The sequence below is a fragment of the Rhodococcus sp. BP-261 genome (assembly GCF_019835205.1).
Taxonomy (GTDB): Bacteria; Actinomycetota; Actinomycetes; order Mycobacteriales; family Mycobacteriaceae; genus Rhodococcoides; species Rhodococcoides kyotonensis_B.
The window spans coordinates 16428-33689 of record NZ_JABUCO010000033.1 but is presented as its reverse complement, the minus strand read 5'-3'; the positions used below and the strand labels follow the sequence as shown (position 1 = coordinate 33689).

Here is a 17262-nt window from a genome sequence, read left to right as displayed (position 1 = left end):
GTCAGACCACGGCTTCCAGCCGCGCCCGACGGTCCTCACGTGCCCGTCGTGGGCAGCTGCTGCATTTGTCGGCGCCGGAGGTTTCGTAGATGAGACAGCAGGAGCAGCGACGGGTGAATCGGCGACCACCTACGTCGACGAATCTGGGTGCAGGCAGAGACGAGGGCATGCTGTCGATCACGGTCGCGGCGAACGTGCTCCCACGCGTCCGATCGCCCAGGGCGGCACCGACATCGAGCGCTCGGTTGGCGATGGAGTCGGTGGTGATCGCCCACAACGCGCGCCTGCGCGCCCCCGACACGGACGCGAGGACATCGATCACAGCGCCCATGGTCTTGTCGAGTGCGGCAGGCAGTTCCGGAAGGCCCACGACATCGTCGGTGTGTACTCCGCCGAGGTACCCGTTCGGTCTCAGGAACGTCCGAGACGTGTGCAGGTCGGGGTTGGCTGCGCGGCCGGTCACCATCGCGGTGGCGACGGCGACGAACGCCAGAGTGGAGCTGGCCGAGTACCACCACAACGTCCCGTTCACACGGTCGTCGGCACAGTTCCACCGCCGCCCAGTGTCGTCGACACGTGCGCGGATCCATGTCGGGTCGAGCATGACCGTGGCGGGGAGGTCGAACGGACCGTCGAGGTAGTCCGCGAGCGCCGGTACCGTCGCGACGGTGGGCGCGTACACGGTCATGCCAGACCCTCGATATCGATGCGGGGGCGAGGGTCCGAGCACACGGTGGCCCGGATCCCGAACACCTCCGCCAACAATCGTTCACCGAGTACGTCGGCCGTCGGACCTGCAGCCACGACGGAGCCGCCGTCGAGAACGGCCAAGGACGTGCAGTATTCGACCGCAAGCCGTAGGTCGTGCACGGTGACCACGATCGCAAGACCTTCTGCTGCGAGCTGCCGAACCGCGTTCATGACGATGAGCTGATGACGGAGATCGAGATGGTTCGTCGGCTCGTCCAACAACAGAATTCGTGGTTGTTGCGCAAGCGCACGAGCGATGGCGACGCGTTGACGTTCGCCACCGGACAAGGCCGCCACGTCTCGGTCGGCCAGGTCTGTCAGATCCACACGCGACAGACATGTCGAGACGATGGCGTCGTCCGACGTGGTCGGGCGGTCGAACCAGCCGCGGTGCGGTACCCGACCCAGCGCAACCGACTCTCGAACGGTAAGGCCCGCAGATGCTTCCGGCTCCTGAGTCCCGACGCCGACTGCGCGGGCGAGCTCGGACCGTTTCATCGTGTGGGCATCGACGGCGTCGACCAGCACGGTCCCGGCCGTCGGGGTCAACGCGCGGTAGCAGCATCGAAGGGCGGTCGTCTTGCCGGATCCGTTGGGTCCGACGAGACCCAATATCTGGCCGGGCTGCACCTCGAAATCTATGCCGTGCAGCACTTCTCGATTGCCGAGACTGACGGCGACGTTGTGAACGGACAGAGTCACCGGACTGCCTTTCCGTACTGGCGGTAGAGCATGAACACGAAGATCGGTGCTCCGACCAGTGCCGTGACGACACCGACCGGCACTTCGGTGCTGCGTGCGATCGAGCGGGCGAGGGTGTCGGCGCCGACCAGTGCGATCGCCCCGAGCAAGGCCGCGACCGGTAGCAGTCTGATCGCGCGGGTGCCGACGATGTAGCCGGCCAGATGCGGGACGAGCAACCCGACGAATCCGATTCCGCCACCGACCGATACGGCTGCGCCGGCCAGCATCGAGACGGCGAGAAGCTGGATCACGCGGAAGCGTCGTACATTCAGACCGAGGGCGGCGGCCCCGTCGTCACCGGTCTTCAGCAGGTCCATGCGTGGCGCGCTGAGCAACAACAAGACGCCGATGACAAGCAGCGCGACGGCGGGGAAGGTGAGTGTCGCCCATCGCGCGTCACCGAATCCTCCCGCAAGCCAATGCAACACACCGCCCAGGGTGTGCTCGTCCGCGAAGACCAGCAGTGTGAACGTGATCAACGCCGAGAACACACTTCCCAGTGCGACGCCGACAAGAACGATCGCCGTCGACTGCGGGTACCGACCGCCGATCAGCAAGGCCAGGAAGAGCGGAATCATCGCTCCGATGAATGCGGCCGCAGGAATGGTGAACACGCCGAGCAGGCCTGCTCCGACGCCCATCGTCATCACCAGCACCACACCGAAACCCGCGCCCGAAGACACCCCGAGGAGATAGGGATCGGCCAGCGGGTTGCGCGTGACAGCCTGTGCGACACCGCCCGCCATTGCGAGCGCGGCTCCGACGACTGCGGCCGTCAACGATCGCGGCAGGCGGGACTCGACGACGATGACTTCCCTTGTCTCGCTCCACCAGGACTCGAACGCGCCGGGCATCGCACGATGCGCGACGATTGCCCAGACGTCGCCGATCGGAATACGCACCGACCCGAACGACACTGCTGCCGCGATCGCCAGCAACAGCGCCGCGATCAGGCCGAAAATCAAAGCTCCGAAGCCGAGCGTGGACCGCCGTGGTGACGCGGTTGTCCGTGCAGCAGTCGGCTTTTCGACAACGGCGGTCATCAGGAGGTGAACCTGTCCGGGTGCAGCGCTCGCGCGATGGTGTCGACGCTGGTGACGAGGCGAGGACTTTCGAAGAAATCGTCGAGTGGCACCACGATGAAGGTGTTCGACTGCACGGCAGGTGTGGTTGCCATGATCGGCTGGTTCTTCAAGTAGTCGATCTTGTCCTGTGCCGTGGTGTCGCCGTAGTCGAGAACGACGATTGCCTGCGGCGCGCGTTCGCCGATGAGCTCCCACGTGGTGTCCAGGTAGGGGCGCTCGCCCTCGGGAAAGATGTTGGCCGCGCCTGCATAGTCACCGATGAGTTGCCCGACGCCGACTCCACCGATCGTGGTGGGTGCGTCTTCGCCGGAGTCGTAGAAGAACGTCGGCGTCGGCGCCGCGCCTGCGAGCGTGTCGCCGATCTCGGTCAGCTGCGCGACGACACCGTCGGTGACCGTCCGAGCTGCGTCCTCGGCGTCGAGCACTTGCCCGAGTTGTGTGTAGTCCTGTTCGAGCATGCCGATGTCGGGAAAGCCGGATCCGCAGTACTCGGAGAACAGGAACGTAGGTATTCCGACGTCGGCGAACGACTCGCGGGATCGACCTTCCTTGTCGTTGAATGCGCTGCGCATGCCGCCGACGACCAAGTCCGGGTCGAGATCGAGAATCTGCTCCTTGGTCGGGTATTCGTCGGCAAGTCCCGGAATTCGGGAGAATGCCTCGGCAGTATCGGGGGTGGGTGTCGCGTTGCGGTAGCCCATGCCGACGATGCGGTCTGCGACGCCCATCTCGATGAGGACTTCGGTGACGTGGTCGTTCATGGAGACGATGCGCTGCGGCGGCGCGTCGAACTGCTGCGTGAGATCGCAGTTGGTGATCGAGACGGGCTCGTCGAACACCGGGGATTCGGACGCGGTGTCGACGGTGTCGCCGCGCGAACAACCGGCCAGAACGAGCGCAAACGATGCACAGAGGGCGGCCGTCTGGACGATGGTGGGGGTGGAACGTGACATGAGAACCTCGCTTGGAGCTCAGAGCCACGAAGTGAGAGTCAGCGCGCAGCACGAATCGCCACGAGCTGGACTGCCGATTCGTAGACCACGACGAATAGGTTGTCGCACACCACTCATCGGGTAATCGGACTCGCCACCCCTGAAAGCTGGGCAGCCCACCGTTGCGGGTCAGCGCCGGATTTCGACCGGCTTCCCCCGATGACTGGCTTGCTTGTGCAGACCTGCAGTATGCATGAGCAATCCCTTTCCGAACACCCGGGGCTGCACAGTCCGCCGTCCGAGGCCGATGCTTCCGATGGTCAGCGAGAAGACGACTCGCCGCTGCTTAGTATGAGTCCTGATGCCGTCGGCAGCGTGCGGCCGGAACGGAGTGCGACATGGACGACGACTTCGTGCCCACTGTGGTTCGTTGGGTCGACAGCGGCGGCACGTGGCGGTTCTTGTCGAACACCGGTAGTTCGGTGTCGATCGCGTTGTGCACATGCGACGGTGGCGAGGACATGCAAATTTTGACCAGTGACGATCCAGTGGACATCGCATGGGTCACGGCCCACGGCGGCAACTGCAGCCCCGAGTGACGTATCGATTCGGCGCCGGTCCCGCACCTCCGCTGAAAGCCGTCGATAACTAGGATACATCATGTATCCTAGTTTCATGGTGAAGAGCCGACGGCTCGGTGCCGGCGTGGGTCGAATCTTCCCGGCCGTGCTTGCTCTGCTCTTCGTCACGGGGTGGGCGGCGAATCATTTCGCTGCCGTCATGCCCGTTCTGATCGTCGAAGAGGGGTTGTCGCGAGCGTTCCTGTCGGTGGTGTTCGGTGTCTACGCGCTGGGGTTGCTACCGGGTCTGCTCGGTGGGGGAATGCTCGCCGACCGGCTCGGGAATCGCGCGGTGGCGTTGGCGGGCGCGGCCGTCGTGCTGTCCGGTACTGCGTCGATGGCGTTCGAACACGGTCCTGCCGGCTTGCTCGTCGGTCGGCTGGCTGTAGGCGTCGGTGCCGGATTGGTGATGGTTGCGGGCACTGCCTGGGCGGGTTCGCTGAACGAGACATCAGGAACTACGTCGGCCGGTGTGGCCCTGACCGCGGGATTCGCTGTCGGACCGGTGATTTCGGGCGGTCTCGTCGAACTCGGGCTACACGTCACGCATGTTGCATTTCTTCTGTCCGCTGTGTCGATCTGCTGCATGCTCGTCGTCACGGCCGTCGCGAGCAGACACCGGAGTTCCCCGTACCCCGTGACTGTGGGGGATGCGAGCGATGATCGAACGTCGGATCAGGACCGGCCTGTGACGGTGGCGCTTGCCTACGCTTTGCCGCAGGCACTGTGGATCTTCTCGTGCGCGACAGCCGTTTTCGTCGTTCTGCCGACCAGATTGCCGGACACAGCCTTGTCGCCGTCGATGACGACCGGACTCGCTGCAGCTCTGTGTCTGGGCAGCGCGATGATCGTACAAACTGTGGCACGCGTTCTCGATTGGGGTTCCTGGATCGGTGTCGTCGGCCCTGCCGCGGCGTGCGTGGGGATGTCGGTCGTCGGCTTCGGCGGCGCGAGTGCGAGTTTCGCGGAACTGGGAGTGTGCGGCGTGCTTCTGGGCGCCGCGTACGGTTTCTGTCTGCGCCGAGGGCTTCTGGACATCAGTCGATACACCCGTCCGCATCGACGCGCACGAGCATTGGGCGTCTTCTATGTCGTGTCCTATCTCGGATTCGGATTGCCCCTCCTCGCAACGCAATTGGACCCTGACGGCAACGATCCGTCGGTATGGGTCGCCCTGGCGGTCCTCGCTGGGTGCACGGCATTGTGCCGATGGGGGATGAACTACGGACAACGCAGAGCAGAAAGGAGAACCGCGGCGAGCACGGCGTCGGGCGCGGGTATTTCAGTACGAGAAGGTCGACCATCAGAAAGGCTCACATGTCCATCAGCAGATTCCCGGTAGTCAATCTTTCCGATCTTCCATCGGACCTACGCGAAAGAATCGAAGGTATTGCCGAGAAGTCCGGTTTCGTTCCGAACATCTTTCTCGCGCTCGGCCATCGCCCGGACGAACTACGCGCATTTCTCGATTACCACGACATCTTGATGGATCGGAACGACGGCCTGACGAAGGCCGAACGTGAGCTGATCGTAGTGGCGACATCCGGTCTCAACAGATGCGAATACTGTGTCGTCGCCCATGGCGCGATTCTGCGGGTACGCATGAAGGACGCGTTGATCGCCGACAGTGTGGCGACGAATCCCGAACGTGCTCGGCTGGAGCCCCGCCACCGCGCCATTGTCGATCTGGCTCTGGCGTTGACTCGTGAACCCGAGCGATTCGCGTCGAAGGACATCGATGCCGCGCGCGAAGCAGGGCTGACCGAGGACGAAATCTGGGATATCGGCTCCATCACGGCGTTCTTCGCTGCGTCCAACCGAATTGCTCATCTCGCGGCACTGCGACCGAACGAAAAGTTCTATTCGATGGGTCGTTGAGGATCCGAGCGAACGGTCGCCGAAGCGACGGACGAGCCCAGGCTGACTTCTGCGATGTGGCTTCGCAACACGTCGGCGAAAGCGGCCTCGTCGCCTTCTCGGAGAAGGCTCGTGAGCTGTACGTGTTCGTCGATGATGTGGTTGCAGCGGGCGCGAAGTCGATCACCGGCGGCGAACAACAGGAACCGATGCCGGTCGGACAGTCGATCGTAGAGTTCCAGTAGCACGTCGTTCCCGCACGCCTCGACGAAGCCGCGGTGGAACCGCAGCGTCAGTTCGATGAACGCACGCAGATCCTCGCGCTCGAATGCGTCCCGCTGCTGCGCGATGGACAGTTCCAGACGATCGGCGAGGCTGCTGCGCTGATGTGGTGCAGCACGTCCGACCGAGGTGGTCTCGAGCAGAAAGCGTGCGTCTGCGAGTTCGACGGCCGCTCGCTCGGTCAACCCGTTCACCAGCGCGCCGCGCTTGGGGTACACGGTGATCCAACCCTCGTCCTGTAGCCGGGCGAGCGCGACCCGAACGGGCGTCCGGCTGACCCCGAGGCTCGAGGCCAGCGTGGATTCGCCCAACATCGTTCCGGTCGAATGAGTGCCGTCGAGAATGTGATCGCGAATCACTCGATACGCGCGGTCGGACGCGCTGTCGGCCTCCTGGGGGTTCACCATCGTCGAATTCCCTGAACTCCTGTCATGCACCGATCGTCGTGACCGACGCGGTCAGTCTAGAGGGTAGGGAACCCGGCAACGCGCATCGCGCGCACGTCGTTGGTGCAAGGCGTGCCGCGCGAACGGTGCTGCCGGCTGCTGATTGAACCGGCAGCACCTGGCCGCGAGCCGTTCCCGGGAACAGTCCGAGGTTGTACAAGCTGTGCCCGTGAACGGTCGATTCGAATCCTGGTCGCTCCGACGCACCCGCGAGGGCCGTTATCCGGCCGTGACATTTCGTGATGCATCCGTGATGTTCGCAGGCGTGATGCCGACACTCGCCGCCGACAGAGTGGGCTTGAAGCAGTTGGTCGGTGATCGACGAAAACGCATTGCCGGCTCTATCCGAACACGCCGTGTCACGACGGTGACCAGAACGACCCGGTTCACAACTTCCTCGAGGACTCACACATGACTGCACTACTTTTCGGATCCATCAGTACGCTGGCCGACACGTCCGAGCTCCAGCGGCGCGCGTTCAACGACGCGTTCGCCGAACACGGCCTGGACTGGAACTGGTCACGCGAGGAATACTCCGAGATGCTCACCAGCAACGGTGGCGCCGCACGTATCGCCGACTACGCGTCGTCTCGCGGCCAGGAAGTCGATTCCGCCGCAGTGCATTCGACCAAGTCCGAGCTCTTTCGCAAGCTGCTTGCCACGGAGGGTATCGAACCGCGCCCGGGCGTGCTCGCCACCGTCGCCGCTGCACGTGACCACGGTTTCAAGCTGGGACTGGTGACGACCACGTCGCCGGACAACGTGTCCGCGTTGCTCGATTCGTTCGAAGAGCTCAGCGCGGCATCGTTCGACATCGTCGTCGACAAGACCACGGTGGCCGAGGTCAAGCCCGATCCGGATGCGTACCGGGTCGCCGTCGACGGGCTCGGCGAGAACGCAGCCGATTGCATCGCCATCGAGGACAACGTCGGCGGAGTCGAGTCGGCGTCGGCCGCGTCGATCCGATGCGTTGCATTCCCGAACTCGAACACAGGCGGAGGGGACTTCTCGGCCGCGGTGGCCACCGTCGACCGCCTTGATCCGGACCAGCTCGTTCGGTGGGCAGAAGGACGCGAGTGAGATCCGGTCGCGGACAAGAGAGGACTGTTTCATGAGCAACATGCAAGCCCAGGTCACGGCAACCGACCGCGCCTTTCACGTCGAGGGCTACGAGCGGATCGAATACGACCTGCTCTACGTCGACGGTGTCTTCGACGTCGCGAATCCCGAACTGGCAGAGAGCTATCGACAGTACGGACGATGCCTGATGGTCGTCGACGAGACCGTGCACGCGCTGTACGGCGATCGTGCGCGCGCCTACTTCGACCACTACGAGATCGCACTGACCGTCGTACCGGTCACGATCGCCGAAACCGCGAAGTCTCTGGAGACGTTCGAGCGGATCGTCGGTGAATTCGACGCATTCGGACTGGTCCGGACCGAGCCGGTGCTGGTGGTCGGCGGTGGACTGACCACCGACGTGGCGGGCTTCGCGTGTGCCAGCTACCGTCGAAACACGCCCTACATCCGTATCCCCACCACGTTGATCGGTCTGATCGACGCCAGCGTGTCCATCAAGGTCGCGGTCAACTACGGCAAGCACAAGAACCGACTCGGTGCATATCACGCGTCGCAGAAGGTTCTGTTGGACTTCTCGTTTCTCGCCACGTTGCCCGAGGATCAGATTCGGAACGGCATGGCCGAGCTGATCAAGATCTCCGTCGTCGGCAACAGCGCGATCTTCGACATGCTGGATCAGCATGGCGCAGAACTGCTTTCCACGAAGTTCGGCCACTCGGGCGGCACCCCCGAGCTGCGTGCCGTGGCTGATCGCCTGACGTACCAGGCAATCGAGACGATGCTCGAGCTCGAAGCGCCCAACCTTCACGAGATCGAGCTCGACCGTGTCATCGCCTTCGGACACACGTGGAGTCCCACCTTGGAGCTCACGCCTCCTGCGCCGTTCTTCCACGGTCACGCGATCAACATCGACATGGCGTTGTCGACGACGGTCGCCGAGCAACGCGGTTTGATCTCGACGTCGGAGCGCGACCGCATTCTCGGTGTCATGAGCCGACTCGGCCTTGCTCTCGACAGCGATCACCTGACCCCCGAGCTTCTCGCCGACGCCACCGCATCGATCCTGAGGACTCGCGACGGCATCCTGCGCGCCGCGGTTCCCGATCCCATCGGATCGTGCCGGTTCCTCAACGACCTGACGACGGAAGAGCTGTCCGACGCGCTCGCCCTCCACAAGAAGATCTGTCTCGAATTCGACCGTGGTGGAGCGGGAATCGACATGTTCACCGGTGCCCACACATGACCGACGGTGCCGTCCGCACCTCCCGCCCGGTGACGCCGACGACCATTCTCGGGAAAGAACTTCGCGAGCTCGTGGAGGCGTTGGACGCCGGTGATGTCGGGGAGGAGTTCGCCCGCCGGCTGCGGCGGGCGCGCGACCTCGCCGACGGACTCGACCCGTATCTCGACCGGCACACGACGCGCGAATCGTCGGCGTTGGCCGAGTTGTCCCGTCGCACACTCGGATTGGACTGGGACTCACGGACCGTCGTGTCCGGTTCCGGCCCGCTCGAACAGGAGATGTTGTCCGGCCATGTGGAAGGCCAGGCGCTGAAATTCCTGGTGCACATGACCAGAGCTCGGCGGGTGCTCGAGATCGGGATGTTCACCGGCTATTCGGCTCTGGCGATGGCCGAAGCTCTTCCCGACGGCGGCGAAGTGGTGGCGTGCGAAGTCGACCGATTCGTCGCGGACTTCGCCCGGGAGTGCTTCGCCCAATCACCGGCCGGTAGCCGAATTTCGGTCGAAGTCGGCCCGGCCCTCGAGACGCTGCACCGGCTTTCCGGTCGGTTCGATCTCGTGTTCATCGACGCGGACAAGACGGGCTACCTCGACTACTACCGGCACCTGATGGACAGTGATCTGCTGGCCCCGGGCGCCATCGTCGCGGTCGACAACACCCTGCTCCAGGGCACTCCGTACGCAGATGCGGCGTACCGAACCGCCAACGGTGATGCGGTCGAGGCGTTCAACACGTTCGTCACCGAGGACCCGCGCGTCGAGCAGGTTCTGCTTCCGTTACGAGACGGCGTGACCTTGATTCGGCGAGTGGAGGCGTAACCGACCATGCAGTTCGCAGCGATGGCTCGGACGGTCGGTGCGCTCGGCGCACTGGCCGTCACGATGCCCGTCGACTTGGCCGTCGTCGGCCTGTCACTTCTCGATCGACGACGGGTAGCCGCTCGCCCGTCGGGACGCACGGTGATGGTGAGCGGCGGGAAGATGACCAAGTCGTTGAGTCTGGCCCGCGCGTTCCACCGTGCGGGCCACCGTGTGGTTCTAGTCGAGTCGGCCAAATACCGGCTCACCGGCCACCGGTTCTCGCGTGCGGTGGACGCGTTCCACTGCATCCCCGATCCGACGGATCCCGGTTACGCCGGCGCGTTGCGTGACGTCGCGCTGCGCGAGGGCGTGGACGTGTTCGTGCCCGTCGCGAGCCCCGCCGCCAGCGTCCACGACGCCGACGCCAAACACGTGCTCGACGACGTGTGCGAGGTGGTTCACGGCGACTCCGAGATCGTCCGCATGCTCGACGACAAGTCGACGTTCTCGGAAACCGCTGCTGCCATGGGGCTTTCCGTACCGGACTGGCGACGCATCACGAGCCCGGAACAGATCGCGGAATTCGATTTCCCACCGGGGCGCGAGTACATCCTCAAACGCATTGCGTACAACCCCGTCGGCAGAATGGATCTGACGCGGCTGTCGGATCGAACTCCGGAGCGCAACCTCGAATTCGCCCGCAGCCTCGATATTTCCGAGGACGACCCGTGGATTCTGCAGGAGTTCGTCTCGGGTCAGGAGTACTGCACCCACGGAACGGTGCGCGACGGGGCCCTGACGGTGTACGCATGTTGCGAATCGTCCGCGTTCCAGGTCAACTATGCGATGGTGGACAAGCCCGAGATCCGTTCCTGGGTCGAACGTTTCGTCAGCGGGATCGGGGTGACCGGGCAGCTGTCGTTCGACTTCATCGAGAGCAGCGACGGCCGGGTGTACGCGATCGAGTGCAACCCGCGCACCCACTCTGCCATCACGATGTTCTACGACCACGACGAGTTGGCGAACGCATATCTCGCGAAGAACGACGAAGCGGTGGTCCCGACGCCGCAGTCCAAACCGACGTACTGGATCTACCACGAAGTGTGGCGACTGCTGACTCAGCCGAACCGCTCGCACCGCTTGCGCATCATCCGAGAGGGAACGGACGCGATCTACGCGCGCTGGGACCCGCTGCCGTACTTCCTGGTGCACCACCTGCAGATTCCGACGCTACTGCTGAAGAATGTGCTGGCCGGCGGTAGCTGGTCTCGCATCGATTTCAACATCGGCAAACTCGTCGAACTCGGAGGGGACTGATGACGACGACCGTGCTCGCGCTGGTCGGTTCGGCCGTCGACCGGTTTCATGCCGATCTCTCGGCGGTGTACGCCACAGGGTTTCTGGACGCCGTGTCCGACGACCCCGAGTATCGCGTCCACATCGCCGTCGTGACGCCCGGCGGACGGTGGCAGTTCGTCGAGAGTCTCGATGCTGCCGTGGACGAGGGGAACCTGACCGTCGCGCAGGCCATCGAGCGGATCGCGTCGTTGCACATCGATGTCGTTGTGCCGCAGATGTTCTGCCTTCCGGGCATGACCACGTATCGATCGATGTTCGATCTGCTGTCGGTGCCGGTCCTCGGGAACCGCCCGGCCGTGATGGCCATGACCGCCGACAAGAACATCGCGCGAGCCGTCGTGGCTGCGGCAGGAGTCTCGGTTCCGCAGGGTGAAGTGCTACGTGCCCCCGGCGCGACGACGGTTCCGTTTCCGGTCGTCGTCAAGCCGGTGGATTCCGACAATTCCGTCGGCGTCGATGTCGTCGAGGATAATTCGAATCTCGATGCCGCGGTACGCGAGGCGCTTCGGTATTCGGACGCCGCGTTGGTCGAAGCGTACGTACCGCTCGGCCGGGAGGTTCGCTGCGGGATCATCGAACGGGACGGCGAACTGGTGTGTCTGCCTCTCGAGGAATATGCCGTCGACGACGCCAACCCGATTCGTAGTCGGGCGGACAAACTGGGCCGTTCCGCTGACGGCGACCTGTACCTCGTTGCGAAGAATTCGACCAAGGCGTGGATCGTCGACGCGGACGACCCGGTCACCGAAAGCGTGTGGGCCGCAGCGCGAGCGGCATACGATGCGCTCGGATGCAGGCACTACGGTCTGTTCGATTTTCGTATCGACCCCGACGGCAATCCGTGGTTCCTCGAGGCCGGACTGTATTGCTCGTACTCACCGGGAAGCGTGATCGCGGTGATGGCGTCGGCTGCCGGCATGTCCGTCACCGAACTGTTCGCGCTCTCGCTGCGGGAACTGAAGAACGAAAGGCCAGGGCGATGAAACACGAAGCACTGCACCCCCTCGGAGTATGCGTATCCGGCATCTCGGTGGGAGCGCTGAACCCGCGGGACGCCGACGAGCTACGCACACTTCTTGCCGAGCACGGCGTCGCGATTCTGCCCGACCAACACGTCGGAAACGACGAATTCCTCGCGTTCGTACAGTCTTTCGGTGATCTGCAATTCACCGACGGAGAAACCCCCGTCGACGGCTTTCCCGATCTGAACGTCGTCACGAACGTCGGCCGGAGCACACCGCCCAAGTCGACGTTTCACGTCGACACCACCTATGTTCCCCATCCGCCGGCGTACACGGCGCTCCGCGCGGTCGATGTGCCCGAGCAGGGCGGGCAGACCCTCTTCAGCAACCAGTACCGCGCCTACGACACTCTGTCGGCCGACGACAGGAAAATCGTCGACGGGGCGAGTGTCACCCATACCGTCACCGGTCTCGCCGGGATCGAAGGTTCGGCCGATCACCCCCTGGCGCTCGAACATCCGGTGACCGGCCGCTCCGCCCTGTACCTCACTGCGCCTGCGCGTTGCCGGGCCGTGTCTTCGATGACCGCGGAGCAGGCGTTCGAATTCATCGCTCGTCTCGTCGACCAGGCTGTTGCTGTTCTCTCAGTGGTGCTCATGGGTTCCTATCTCGAGTGGATGGCGACCGGGATCTGTAGTGGTCGCTACAAAACGTTAGCACATCTGTAGTGATCGATATACAATTCGAAGATGGGCCGACCTCGGAGTTTCGATCGGGATGCTGCACTCGACAAAGCGATGCGCATGTTCTGGGAGCGCGGTTACGAGCTGACCTCGATCAGTGATCTGAGTCGGGGGCTCGGGATTTCGGCTCCCAGTCTGTACGCGGCTTTCGGGGACAAGCAGACGCTCTACGCGGAGGCTGTTGCGCGCTACGAGGCCAGTCCGGAGTCGATCACCACCGCCGGAACGGCCGGGACGAGCCTGCGTGGGGTGCTCGAAGCGATGTTCGACCGCGCGTCGCATGAGTACGCCAGTGCGGAACATCCGAGGGGATGTCTGGTGAACACCGAGCCGAAGTTGGCGAAGAACCGTGAACAGAACCGTGCAATCACCGCTGCCCGGTTGAGGGACGTGGCAGGCAGTGGTGAGGGAACGGTGGACGCGGACACCGTTGCGGCCTTCGCACATGTGGTGCTGGTCGGTTTGTCCTCGTATGCCCGCGACGGCGCCAGCGAACAGCAATTGCGTGATGTGGCCGAGCTGGCTCTGGGCGTAGCGGATTCAGCTGCTCTGTCGTGAAAACCCAGAGGTCGACGGAGGTCGTCACGAAGTCGCGTCGGCCTCAACGGCTTTCACGTTCGCATTCTGCGCCGAGCTGTGTTGCCCTGCCTTTCACGATTGTTCGTTCGAACACCACCAGGTGGTTCGCCCGCCCACGGTTCCGCGGGCCATCGGTGATCCGCAGCGAGGGCAGGTGGCGTCGGCCTTGCGGAACGGAATGATCTCGGCGGTATGGACGCCGCCCTTGCGGATCGCGGACCTGATGGCCCGCCGCAGCACCACCCGTAGCTCGTCGAGCTCGTCCGTCGTCAAGGTCTTGGCACGGCGAGACGGGGAGAGAGCGCACTGCCAGAGAATGTCGTCGGCGAGCAGGTTGCCGATCCCGGCGATGACCGCCTGGTCGAGCAGTCGTGCCTTCACCGGTGCTGCGCTGGAGCCGATTCGCTCTCGGAAGTCGTTACGCGAGATCTCGGCGGCATCGGGTCCCAACGCATCGATGTCCGGTTCGAGCCGTACCCGGCCCAGTCGTCGCTTGTCGAACAGTCGGAGCTGACCACCGTCATCGAACGTGATGGCGAACCGCGTCCACTCCGGCTTGTCGGTGTCACGTTCACCGACGTGCGGGTCGCCACCGCCGTATGTCGACGACTGCTCCCCGTCGGGCGCGGTCACGATGATGCGCCCGCCCATGCCGAGGTGGATTCCGAGGGTAGGCCCGGCCTCGCCGTCCGCTGTCTCGGTCTCGCACCACATCGCCTTACCGCGTCGACACGCCTCGGTGAGCATCCCGCCCTTCAGTGCTCGTTCGATGTCACCCGGATTGTGCGGCCGGCATTCGAAGGTATCCGTGTCGTCGATGTCGACGATGACCCTGCCCAGTGCCTTCTCGACGACTTGGCGGGCATTCTCTACTTCCGGAAGTTCGGGCACCGTAGCCAACTACCCCCTAGTTCGGCTCCCTACGCGTCACACGGAAAAGCAGTGTGTTACTTCGTCCGGGTCGGGGTATGGATGCGGAATGGACACCGGCGACCGTTGTCACTTCACTGCGGGGGCGAACACTGTCGTGGTCACCGTGCGTGAAGTACGCGACGACGGTCTCGTCCTGGTACAGAACGAATCACACGGCAGCGGGGCGTATCCGTTTCTCGTTCGAAGCGACATGCTCATCCCTGAACTCGTGGACCCGGTGGACGCCGACGCGGTGTAACGGCTGCGGCGCACTTCACAGTTCATCGGCCTGTAGTGCGGAATGCCGACGCGACCGTTGCCGTTGAACAACTCGACGGTGCCCGATCCAATGCCCCGGGTACCACCCCAGAATTGCCGCCACGAGCGGCCGCTTGCCGAGAGGCGCACTGGCGGGCACCGTCCCTCAAGACTGCCGAGAGTGTTGAACGAGGCAATGACTCAGACACTGATTGTGCCCACCCGAATCTGGACTCCGAAGCACGTCCTGATCACCGCGGCCGCCGCAGATCTACCGCACACGGCGGAGATCGTTCGGCGTTGCGAGGCGGCAGGCGTCGCCGACATCGACTTCTTGACCTCGAACCGGCTGACCGGCCTCCGCGGTGAGACCGAACGCGAGACGTACGCGCGCGCCAAATCCACCCTCGCCGTCGTCGTGGCGCCTCCGAGCGCGCTGAAGCCGCAGCCGATTCCACCCAGCGCGGATTGGCGAATCGACCTCGCCAAAGGCTGCCCCGCGCACTGCCAGTACTGCTATCTGGCGGGGTCGTTGTCCGGCCCGCCCGTGACGCGGGTGTTCGCGAATCTCGACGACGTGTTGGCGCCCATCGCGACCCACGCGGGCCGCGGCACCCTCACTTCCGGCACCACCGAGCGCGGACATGAGGGCACGACATTCGAAATGTCCTGCTACACCGATCCACTGGGAATCGAGCACGTGACGGGCTCGCTCGCGGCCGCGATCTCCAGGGTCGGCGCGGGTGAGTTCGGCAACGACGTGTCCCTACGTTTCACGACCAAGTTCGACGACGTCGCCGAGCTGGTGACGCTCGACCACGGTGGCCGCACCAGAGTTCGGGTCTCGGTGAACGCCGCCGACATCGGCAACCGCTTCGAGGGCGGAACCGCGCGAATGCCCGCTCGGATCGAGGCTCTGCGCTCGCTGGCGCTCGCCGGTTACCGCGTCGGGCTGACGATCGCGCCCATCATGCCCGTACCGGAATGGCGTGAGCAGTACGGCCGCCTGCTGTCCGACGTCGCCGACGCACTCGCCGACGTACCGGACGTCGATCTGACGGTCGAGGCCATCACGCACCGCTTCACGCCGTCGAGCAAGGACGTCCTTCTCGGGTGGTATCCCGGCACGAAGCTCGAGATGGACGAGGACTCGCGGTCGGCGAAGCGGTCCAAGTTCGGGGGCGTCAAGTACGTCTATCCGCGAGAAATCATGAGCGAGATGCGGTCGTGGTTCTCGGGCGAGGTGGACCGCGTTCTGCCGCAGGCTCGGATGTTGTACTGGACGTGAACGAACACGAGAGCACTACAGTGATCGCCCATGAGCGATGACTGGCGAGCAGAGACCGTGTCGAAGATCCGCACCCTGATCGAGGCCGCCGCACCGGGCGTCACCGAGGAAGCCAAGTGGAAGAAGGCGTCGAACCCCGACGGTGTGCCCACCTTCTACCTGGGTGGTCTCCTCTGCACGGTCGAGACCTACAAGGACAAGGTCAAGGTCACGTTCGCCAAGGGTGCGTCGCTCGACGACCCGGCCGGAGTGTTCAACGCCAGTCTCGACGCGGGGACGCGTCGGGCGGTGGACATTCGTGAGAACGACATCCTCGACGCCGACGCCTTCTCGGCTCTGATCAGCAGCGCGGTCGAGCTGAACCAGCGCTGACGGTCGCGATTCGGCCGTACGAGCACGGACCGCGCACTACAGTGCGTCCATGAGTCGGGTCGTCTCGCTCGGTCGAATAACGATGGCCTACGCCGTCGCGATCGCGGCGGGATACGTCTGGCTCGTATGGGGTCCGGACACCGGCCTGCTGTGGCTCGACGGCCTCATCGCCGATCTGATCGCGACGGCGATCATCTTCGTGGCCAGTCGGCTGTATCGGAATTCCAGTGTCTACGACGCTTTCTGGAGCGTCATCCCGCCGCTTCTGGCGTTCTACTGGTGGCTCGACGCGGGCTCCGACGTCGACGCGGTCCGCTGGTGGCTGATGATGACGGTCATGCTGGCCTGGTCGATCCGGTTGACCGGCAACTGGATTGTCGGCTTTCGCGTTCTGCAGCAGGAGGATTGGCGATACCCGCTGCTTCGTGCGCGTGCGGGACGGTTCGGTCCGATCGCGGATCTCGTTGCAATTCACATCTTTCCGACGCTTCAGGTGTTCGCCGGCCTGATCCCGGTCTACGTCGTCGCGACGCGCGCGGGTGAGCCGTTCGGTGTGCTCGACGTCGTCGCGTTCGTCGTCGGTGTCGGGGCGTTGTCCATCGAAACCATTGCGGATCTGCAAATGCGGCGCTTCGTGGCACGGAGGTCGCCGGGGCAGGTCATGGATCGCGGGCTGTGGTCATGGTCGAGGCATCCGAACTATTTCGGCGAGTTCGGGGTGTGGTTGTCGTTCGGTCTGTTCGGGCTCGCGGCCTGTCCTGGTGCGTGGTGGGTGCTGTCGGGTGCCGCCGTCATGCTGGCGATGTTCCAGGGCGCGAGCATTCCGATGATGGAACAGCGCAGTCTCGAACGTCGCCCGGAATACCGCGACGTCATTCGTCGAGTGTCGCGTTTCGTTCCTCGTCCGCCTCGGAACGTGTCGGGGCGAGCCCGGTCTTGACCGGACCGAT

Annotated in this window: 20 protein-coding genes and 1 riboswitch; of the genes, 14 read left to right on the top strand and 6 right to left on the bottom strand. The window is 64.2% G+C overall.

What is annotated here, in order from left to right:
* Nucleotide 1: 1 nt before the first annotated feature.
* From HQ354_RS23530 to HQ354_RS23515, 4 genes are read right to left on the bottom strand one after another with little or no spacing between them, the layout of a single operon-like run.
* Complete coding sequence (locus tag HQ354_RS23530) at nt 2-688, bottom strand: (2Fe-2S)-binding protein (protein WP_222635740.1); 687 nt, start codon at nt 686-688, stop codon at nt 2-4.
* On the bottom strand, nt 685-1452 hold the full coding sequence (locus HQ354_RS23525) for an ABC transporter ATP-binding protein (protein ID WP_222635739.1): 768 nt from the start codon (nt 1450-1452) through the stop codon (nt 685-687). The genes HQ354_RS23530 and HQ354_RS23525 overlap by 4 nt, the downstream gene beginning before the upstream one ends.
* On the bottom strand, nt 1449-2537 hold the full coding sequence (locus tag HQ354_RS23520; RefSeq protein WP_222635738.1) for an iron ABC transporter permease: 1089 nt from the start codon (nt 2535-2537) through the stop codon (nt 1449-1451). The genes HQ354_RS23525 and HQ354_RS23520 overlap by 4 nt, the downstream gene beginning before the upstream one ends.
* Entirely contained in the window at nt 2537-3532 is a 996-nt protein-coding gene (locus tag HQ354_RS23515) for an ABC transporter substrate-binding protein (protein ID WP_167675121.1), read from the bottom strand. The genes HQ354_RS23520 and HQ354_RS23515 overlap by 1 nt, the downstream gene beginning before the upstream one ends.
* A gap of 118 nt (nt 3533-3650) precedes the next feature.
* Nucleotides 3651-3728, bottom strand: a riboswitch (cobalamin riboswitch).
* A 181-nt stretch (nt 3729-3909) separates the two neighbouring features.
* Between HQ354_RS23515 and HQ354_RS23510 the strand changes: the two genes are divergently transcribed.
* The 3 genes from HQ354_RS23510 to HQ354_RS23500 all read left to right on the top strand — a co-directional run bounded on the left by HQ354_RS23510 (nt 3910) and on the right by HQ354_RS23500 (nt 6009).
* On the top strand, nt 3910-4110 hold the full coding sequence (locus HQ354_RS23510; RefSeq protein WP_167675119.1) for a hypothetical protein: 201 nt from the start codon (nt 3910-3912) through the stop codon (nt 4108-4110).
* Nucleotides 4111-4186: 76 nt separating this feature from the next.
* The gene (locus HQ354_RS23505) at nt 4187-5473 is read left to right on the top strand and encodes an MFS transporter (protein ID WP_222635737.1); all 1287 of its coding nucleotides are present in this window, start codon (nt 4187-4189) and stop codon (nt 5471-5473) included.
* Nucleotides 5449-6009, top strand: coding sequence for a peroxidase-related enzyme (locus HQ354_RS23500; protein ID WP_167675115.1), 561 nt, complete (start codon nt 5449-5451; stop codon nt 6007-6009). Before HQ354_RS23505 ends, HQ354_RS23500 begins: the two co-directional genes overlap by 25 nt.
* Here HQ354_RS23500 and HQ354_RS23495 read toward each other — a convergent pair.
* Nucleotides 5991-6677: a GntR family transcriptional regulator gene (locus HQ354_RS23495; protein WP_167675113.1), complete on the bottom strand. Its 687-nt coding sequence runs from the start codon at nt 6675-6677 to the stop codon at nt 5991-5993. The genes HQ354_RS23500 and HQ354_RS23495 overlap by 19 nt on opposite strands.
* Before the next feature lie 450 nt (nt 6678-7127).
* Here HQ354_RS23495 and HQ354_RS23490 point away from each other — a divergent pair, with 450 nt between their 5' ends.
* Genes HQ354_RS23490 through HQ354_RS23460 form a run of 7 tightly spaced genes read left to right on the top strand, consistent with a single transcriptional unit; the run spans nt 7128 to nt 13461 of the window.
* Nucleotides 7128-7796, top strand: coding sequence for an HAD family phosphatase (locus tag HQ354_RS23490; protein WP_167675110.1), 669 nt, complete (start codon nt 7128-7130; stop codon nt 7794-7796).
* Nucleotides 7797-7827: 31 nt separating this feature from the next.
* Nucleotides 7828-9039: a sedoheptulose 7-phosphate cyclase gene (locus HQ354_RS23485; RefSeq protein ID WP_068425280.1), complete on the top strand. Its 1212-nt coding sequence runs from the start codon at nt 7828-7830 to the stop codon at nt 9037-9039.
* The gene (locus HQ354_RS23480; protein WP_206030501.1) at nt 9036-9857 is read left to right on the top strand and encodes an O-methyltransferase; all 822 of its coding nucleotides are present in this window, start codon (nt 9036-9038) and stop codon (nt 9855-9857) included. Before HQ354_RS23485 ends, HQ354_RS23480 begins: the two co-directional genes overlap by 4 nt.
* Nucleotides 9858-9863: 6 nt before the next feature.
* Nucleotides 9864-11156 (top strand): ATP-grasp enzyme, encoded by a 1293-nt coding sequence (locus HQ354_RS23475; protein WP_222635736.1) that lies wholly within the window; start codon nt 9864-9866, stop codon nt 11154-11156.
* Nucleotides 11156-12181, top strand: coding sequence for a D-alanine--D-alanine ligase (locus HQ354_RS23470; RefSeq protein ID WP_222635735.1), 1026 nt, complete (start codon nt 11156-11158; stop codon nt 12179-12181). Before HQ354_RS23475 ends, HQ354_RS23470 begins: the two co-directional genes overlap by 1 nt.
* Nucleotides 12178-12888, top strand: coding sequence for a TauD/TfdA family dioxygenase (locus HQ354_RS23465; RefSeq protein WP_222635734.1), 711 nt, complete (start codon nt 12178-12180; stop codon nt 12886-12888). Before HQ354_RS23470 ends, HQ354_RS23465 begins: the two co-directional genes overlap by 4 nt.
* 21 nt (nt 12889-12909) lie before the next feature.
* A complete protein-coding gene (locus tag HQ354_RS23460; RefSeq protein WP_261769055.1) occupies nt 12910-13461 on the top strand; it encodes a TetR/AcrR family transcriptional regulator in 552 nt (183 codons plus the stop codon).
* Nucleotides 13462-13554: 93 nt separating this feature from the next.
* Here HQ354_RS23460 and HQ354_RS23455 read toward each other — a convergent pair whose 3' ends face one another.
* Nucleotides 13555-14373 (bottom strand): Fpg/Nei family DNA glycosylase, encoded by an 819-nt coding sequence (locus HQ354_RS23455; RefSeq protein ID WP_222635733.1) that lies wholly within the window; start codon nt 14371-14373, stop codon nt 13555-13557.
* An 88-nt stretch (nt 14374-14461) separates the two neighbouring features.
* Here HQ354_RS23455 and HQ354_RS23450 point away from each other — a divergent pair, with 88 nt between their 5' ends.
* The 4 genes from HQ354_RS23450 to HQ354_RS23435 all read left to right on the top strand — a co-directional run bounded on the left by HQ354_RS23450 (nt 14462) and on the right by HQ354_RS23435 (nt 17252).
* A complete protein-coding gene (locus HQ354_RS23450) occupies nt 14462-14653 on the top strand; it encodes a hypothetical protein (protein ID WP_222635732.1) in 192 nt (63 codons plus the stop codon).
* 195 nt (nt 14654-14848) lie between these two features.
* Nucleotides 14849-15940, top strand: coding sequence for a spore photoproduct lyase family protein (locus HQ354_RS23445; RefSeq protein WP_222635731.1), 1092 nt, complete (start codon nt 14849-14851; stop codon nt 15938-15940).
* Nucleotides 15941-15970: 30 nt separating this feature from the next.
* On the top strand, nt 15971-16312 hold the full coding sequence (locus HQ354_RS23440; RefSeq protein ID WP_222635730.1) for a DUF1801 domain-containing protein: 342 nt from the start codon (nt 15971-15973) through the stop codon (nt 16310-16312).
* Between the two features lie 49 nt (nt 16313-16361).
* The gene (locus HQ354_RS23435; RefSeq protein WP_222635729.1) at nt 16362-17252 is read left to right on the top strand and encodes a DUF1295 domain-containing protein; all 891 of its coding nucleotides are present in this window, start codon (nt 16362-16364) and stop codon (nt 17250-17252) included.
* Nucleotides 17253-17262 lie beyond the last annotated feature (10 nt).

Coding starts and splice junctions, on each gene's coding strand:
- HQ354_RS23530 (WP_222635740.1), bottom strand. CDS start 688: ATGACCGTGTACGCGCCCACCGTCGCGACGGTACCGGCGCTCGCGGAC.
- HQ354_RS23520 (WP_222635738.1), bottom strand. CDS start 2,537: ATGACCGCCGTTGTCGAAAAGCCGACTGCTGCACGGACAACCGCGTCA.
- HQ354_RS23515 (WP_167675121.1), bottom strand. CDS start 3,532: ATGTCACGTTCCACCCCCACCATCGTCCAGACGGCCGCCCTCTGTGCA.
- HQ354_RS23510 (WP_167675119.1), top strand. CDS start 3,910: ATGGACGACGACTTCGTGCCCACTGTGGTTCGTTGGGTCGACAGCGGC.
- HQ354_RS23505 (WP_222635737.1), top strand. CDS start 4,187: ATGGTGAAGAGCCGACGGCTCGGTGCCGGCGTGGGTCGAATCTTCCCG.
- HQ354_RS23500 (WP_167675115.1), top strand. CDS start 5,449: ATGTCCATCAGCAGATTCCCGGTAGTCAATCTTTCCGATCTTCCATCG.
- HQ354_RS23495 (WP_167675113.1), bottom strand. CDS start 6,677: ATGGTGAACCCCCAGGAGGCCGACAGCGCGTCCGACCGCGCGTATCGA.
- HQ354_RS23490 (WP_167675110.1), top strand. CDS start 7,128: ATGACTGCACTACTTTTCGGATCCATCAGTACGCTGGCCGACACGTCC.
- HQ354_RS23485 (WP_068425280.1), top strand. CDS start 7,828: ATGAGCAACATGCAAGCCCAGGTCACGGCAACCGACCGCGCCTTTCAC.
- HQ354_RS23480 (WP_206030501.1), top strand. CDS start 9,036: ATGACCGACGGTGCCGTCCGCACCTCCCGCCCGGTGACGCCGACGACC.
- HQ354_RS23475 (WP_222635736.1), top strand. CDS start 9,864: ATGCAGTTCGCAGCGATGGCTCGGACGGTCGGTGCGCTCGGCGCACTG.
- HQ354_RS23470 (WP_222635735.1), top strand. CDS start 11,156: ATGACGACGACCGTGCTCGCGCTGGTCGGTTCGGCCGTCGACCGGTTT.
- HQ354_RS23465 (WP_222635734.1), top strand. CDS start 12,178: ATGAAACACGAAGCACTGCACCCCCTCGGAGTATGCGTATCCGGCATC.
- HQ354_RS23460 (WP_261769055.1), top strand. CDS start 12,910: ATGGGCCGACCTCGGAGTTTCGATCGGGATGCTGCACTCGACAAAGCG.
- HQ354_RS23450 (WP_222635732.1), top strand. CDS start 14,462: ATGGACACCGGCGACCGTTGTCACTTCACTGCGGGGGCGAACACTGTC.
- HQ354_RS23445 (WP_222635731.1), top strand. CDS start 14,849: ATGACTCAGACACTGATTGTGCCCACCCGAATCTGGACTCCGAAGCAC.
- HQ354_RS23440 (WP_222635730.1), top strand. CDS start 15,971: ATGAGCGATGACTGGCGAGCAGAGACCGTGTCGAAGATCCGCACCCTG.
- HQ354_RS23435 (WP_222635729.1), top strand. CDS start 16,362: ATGAGTCGGGTCGTCTCGCTCGGTCGAATAACGATGGCCTACGCCGTC.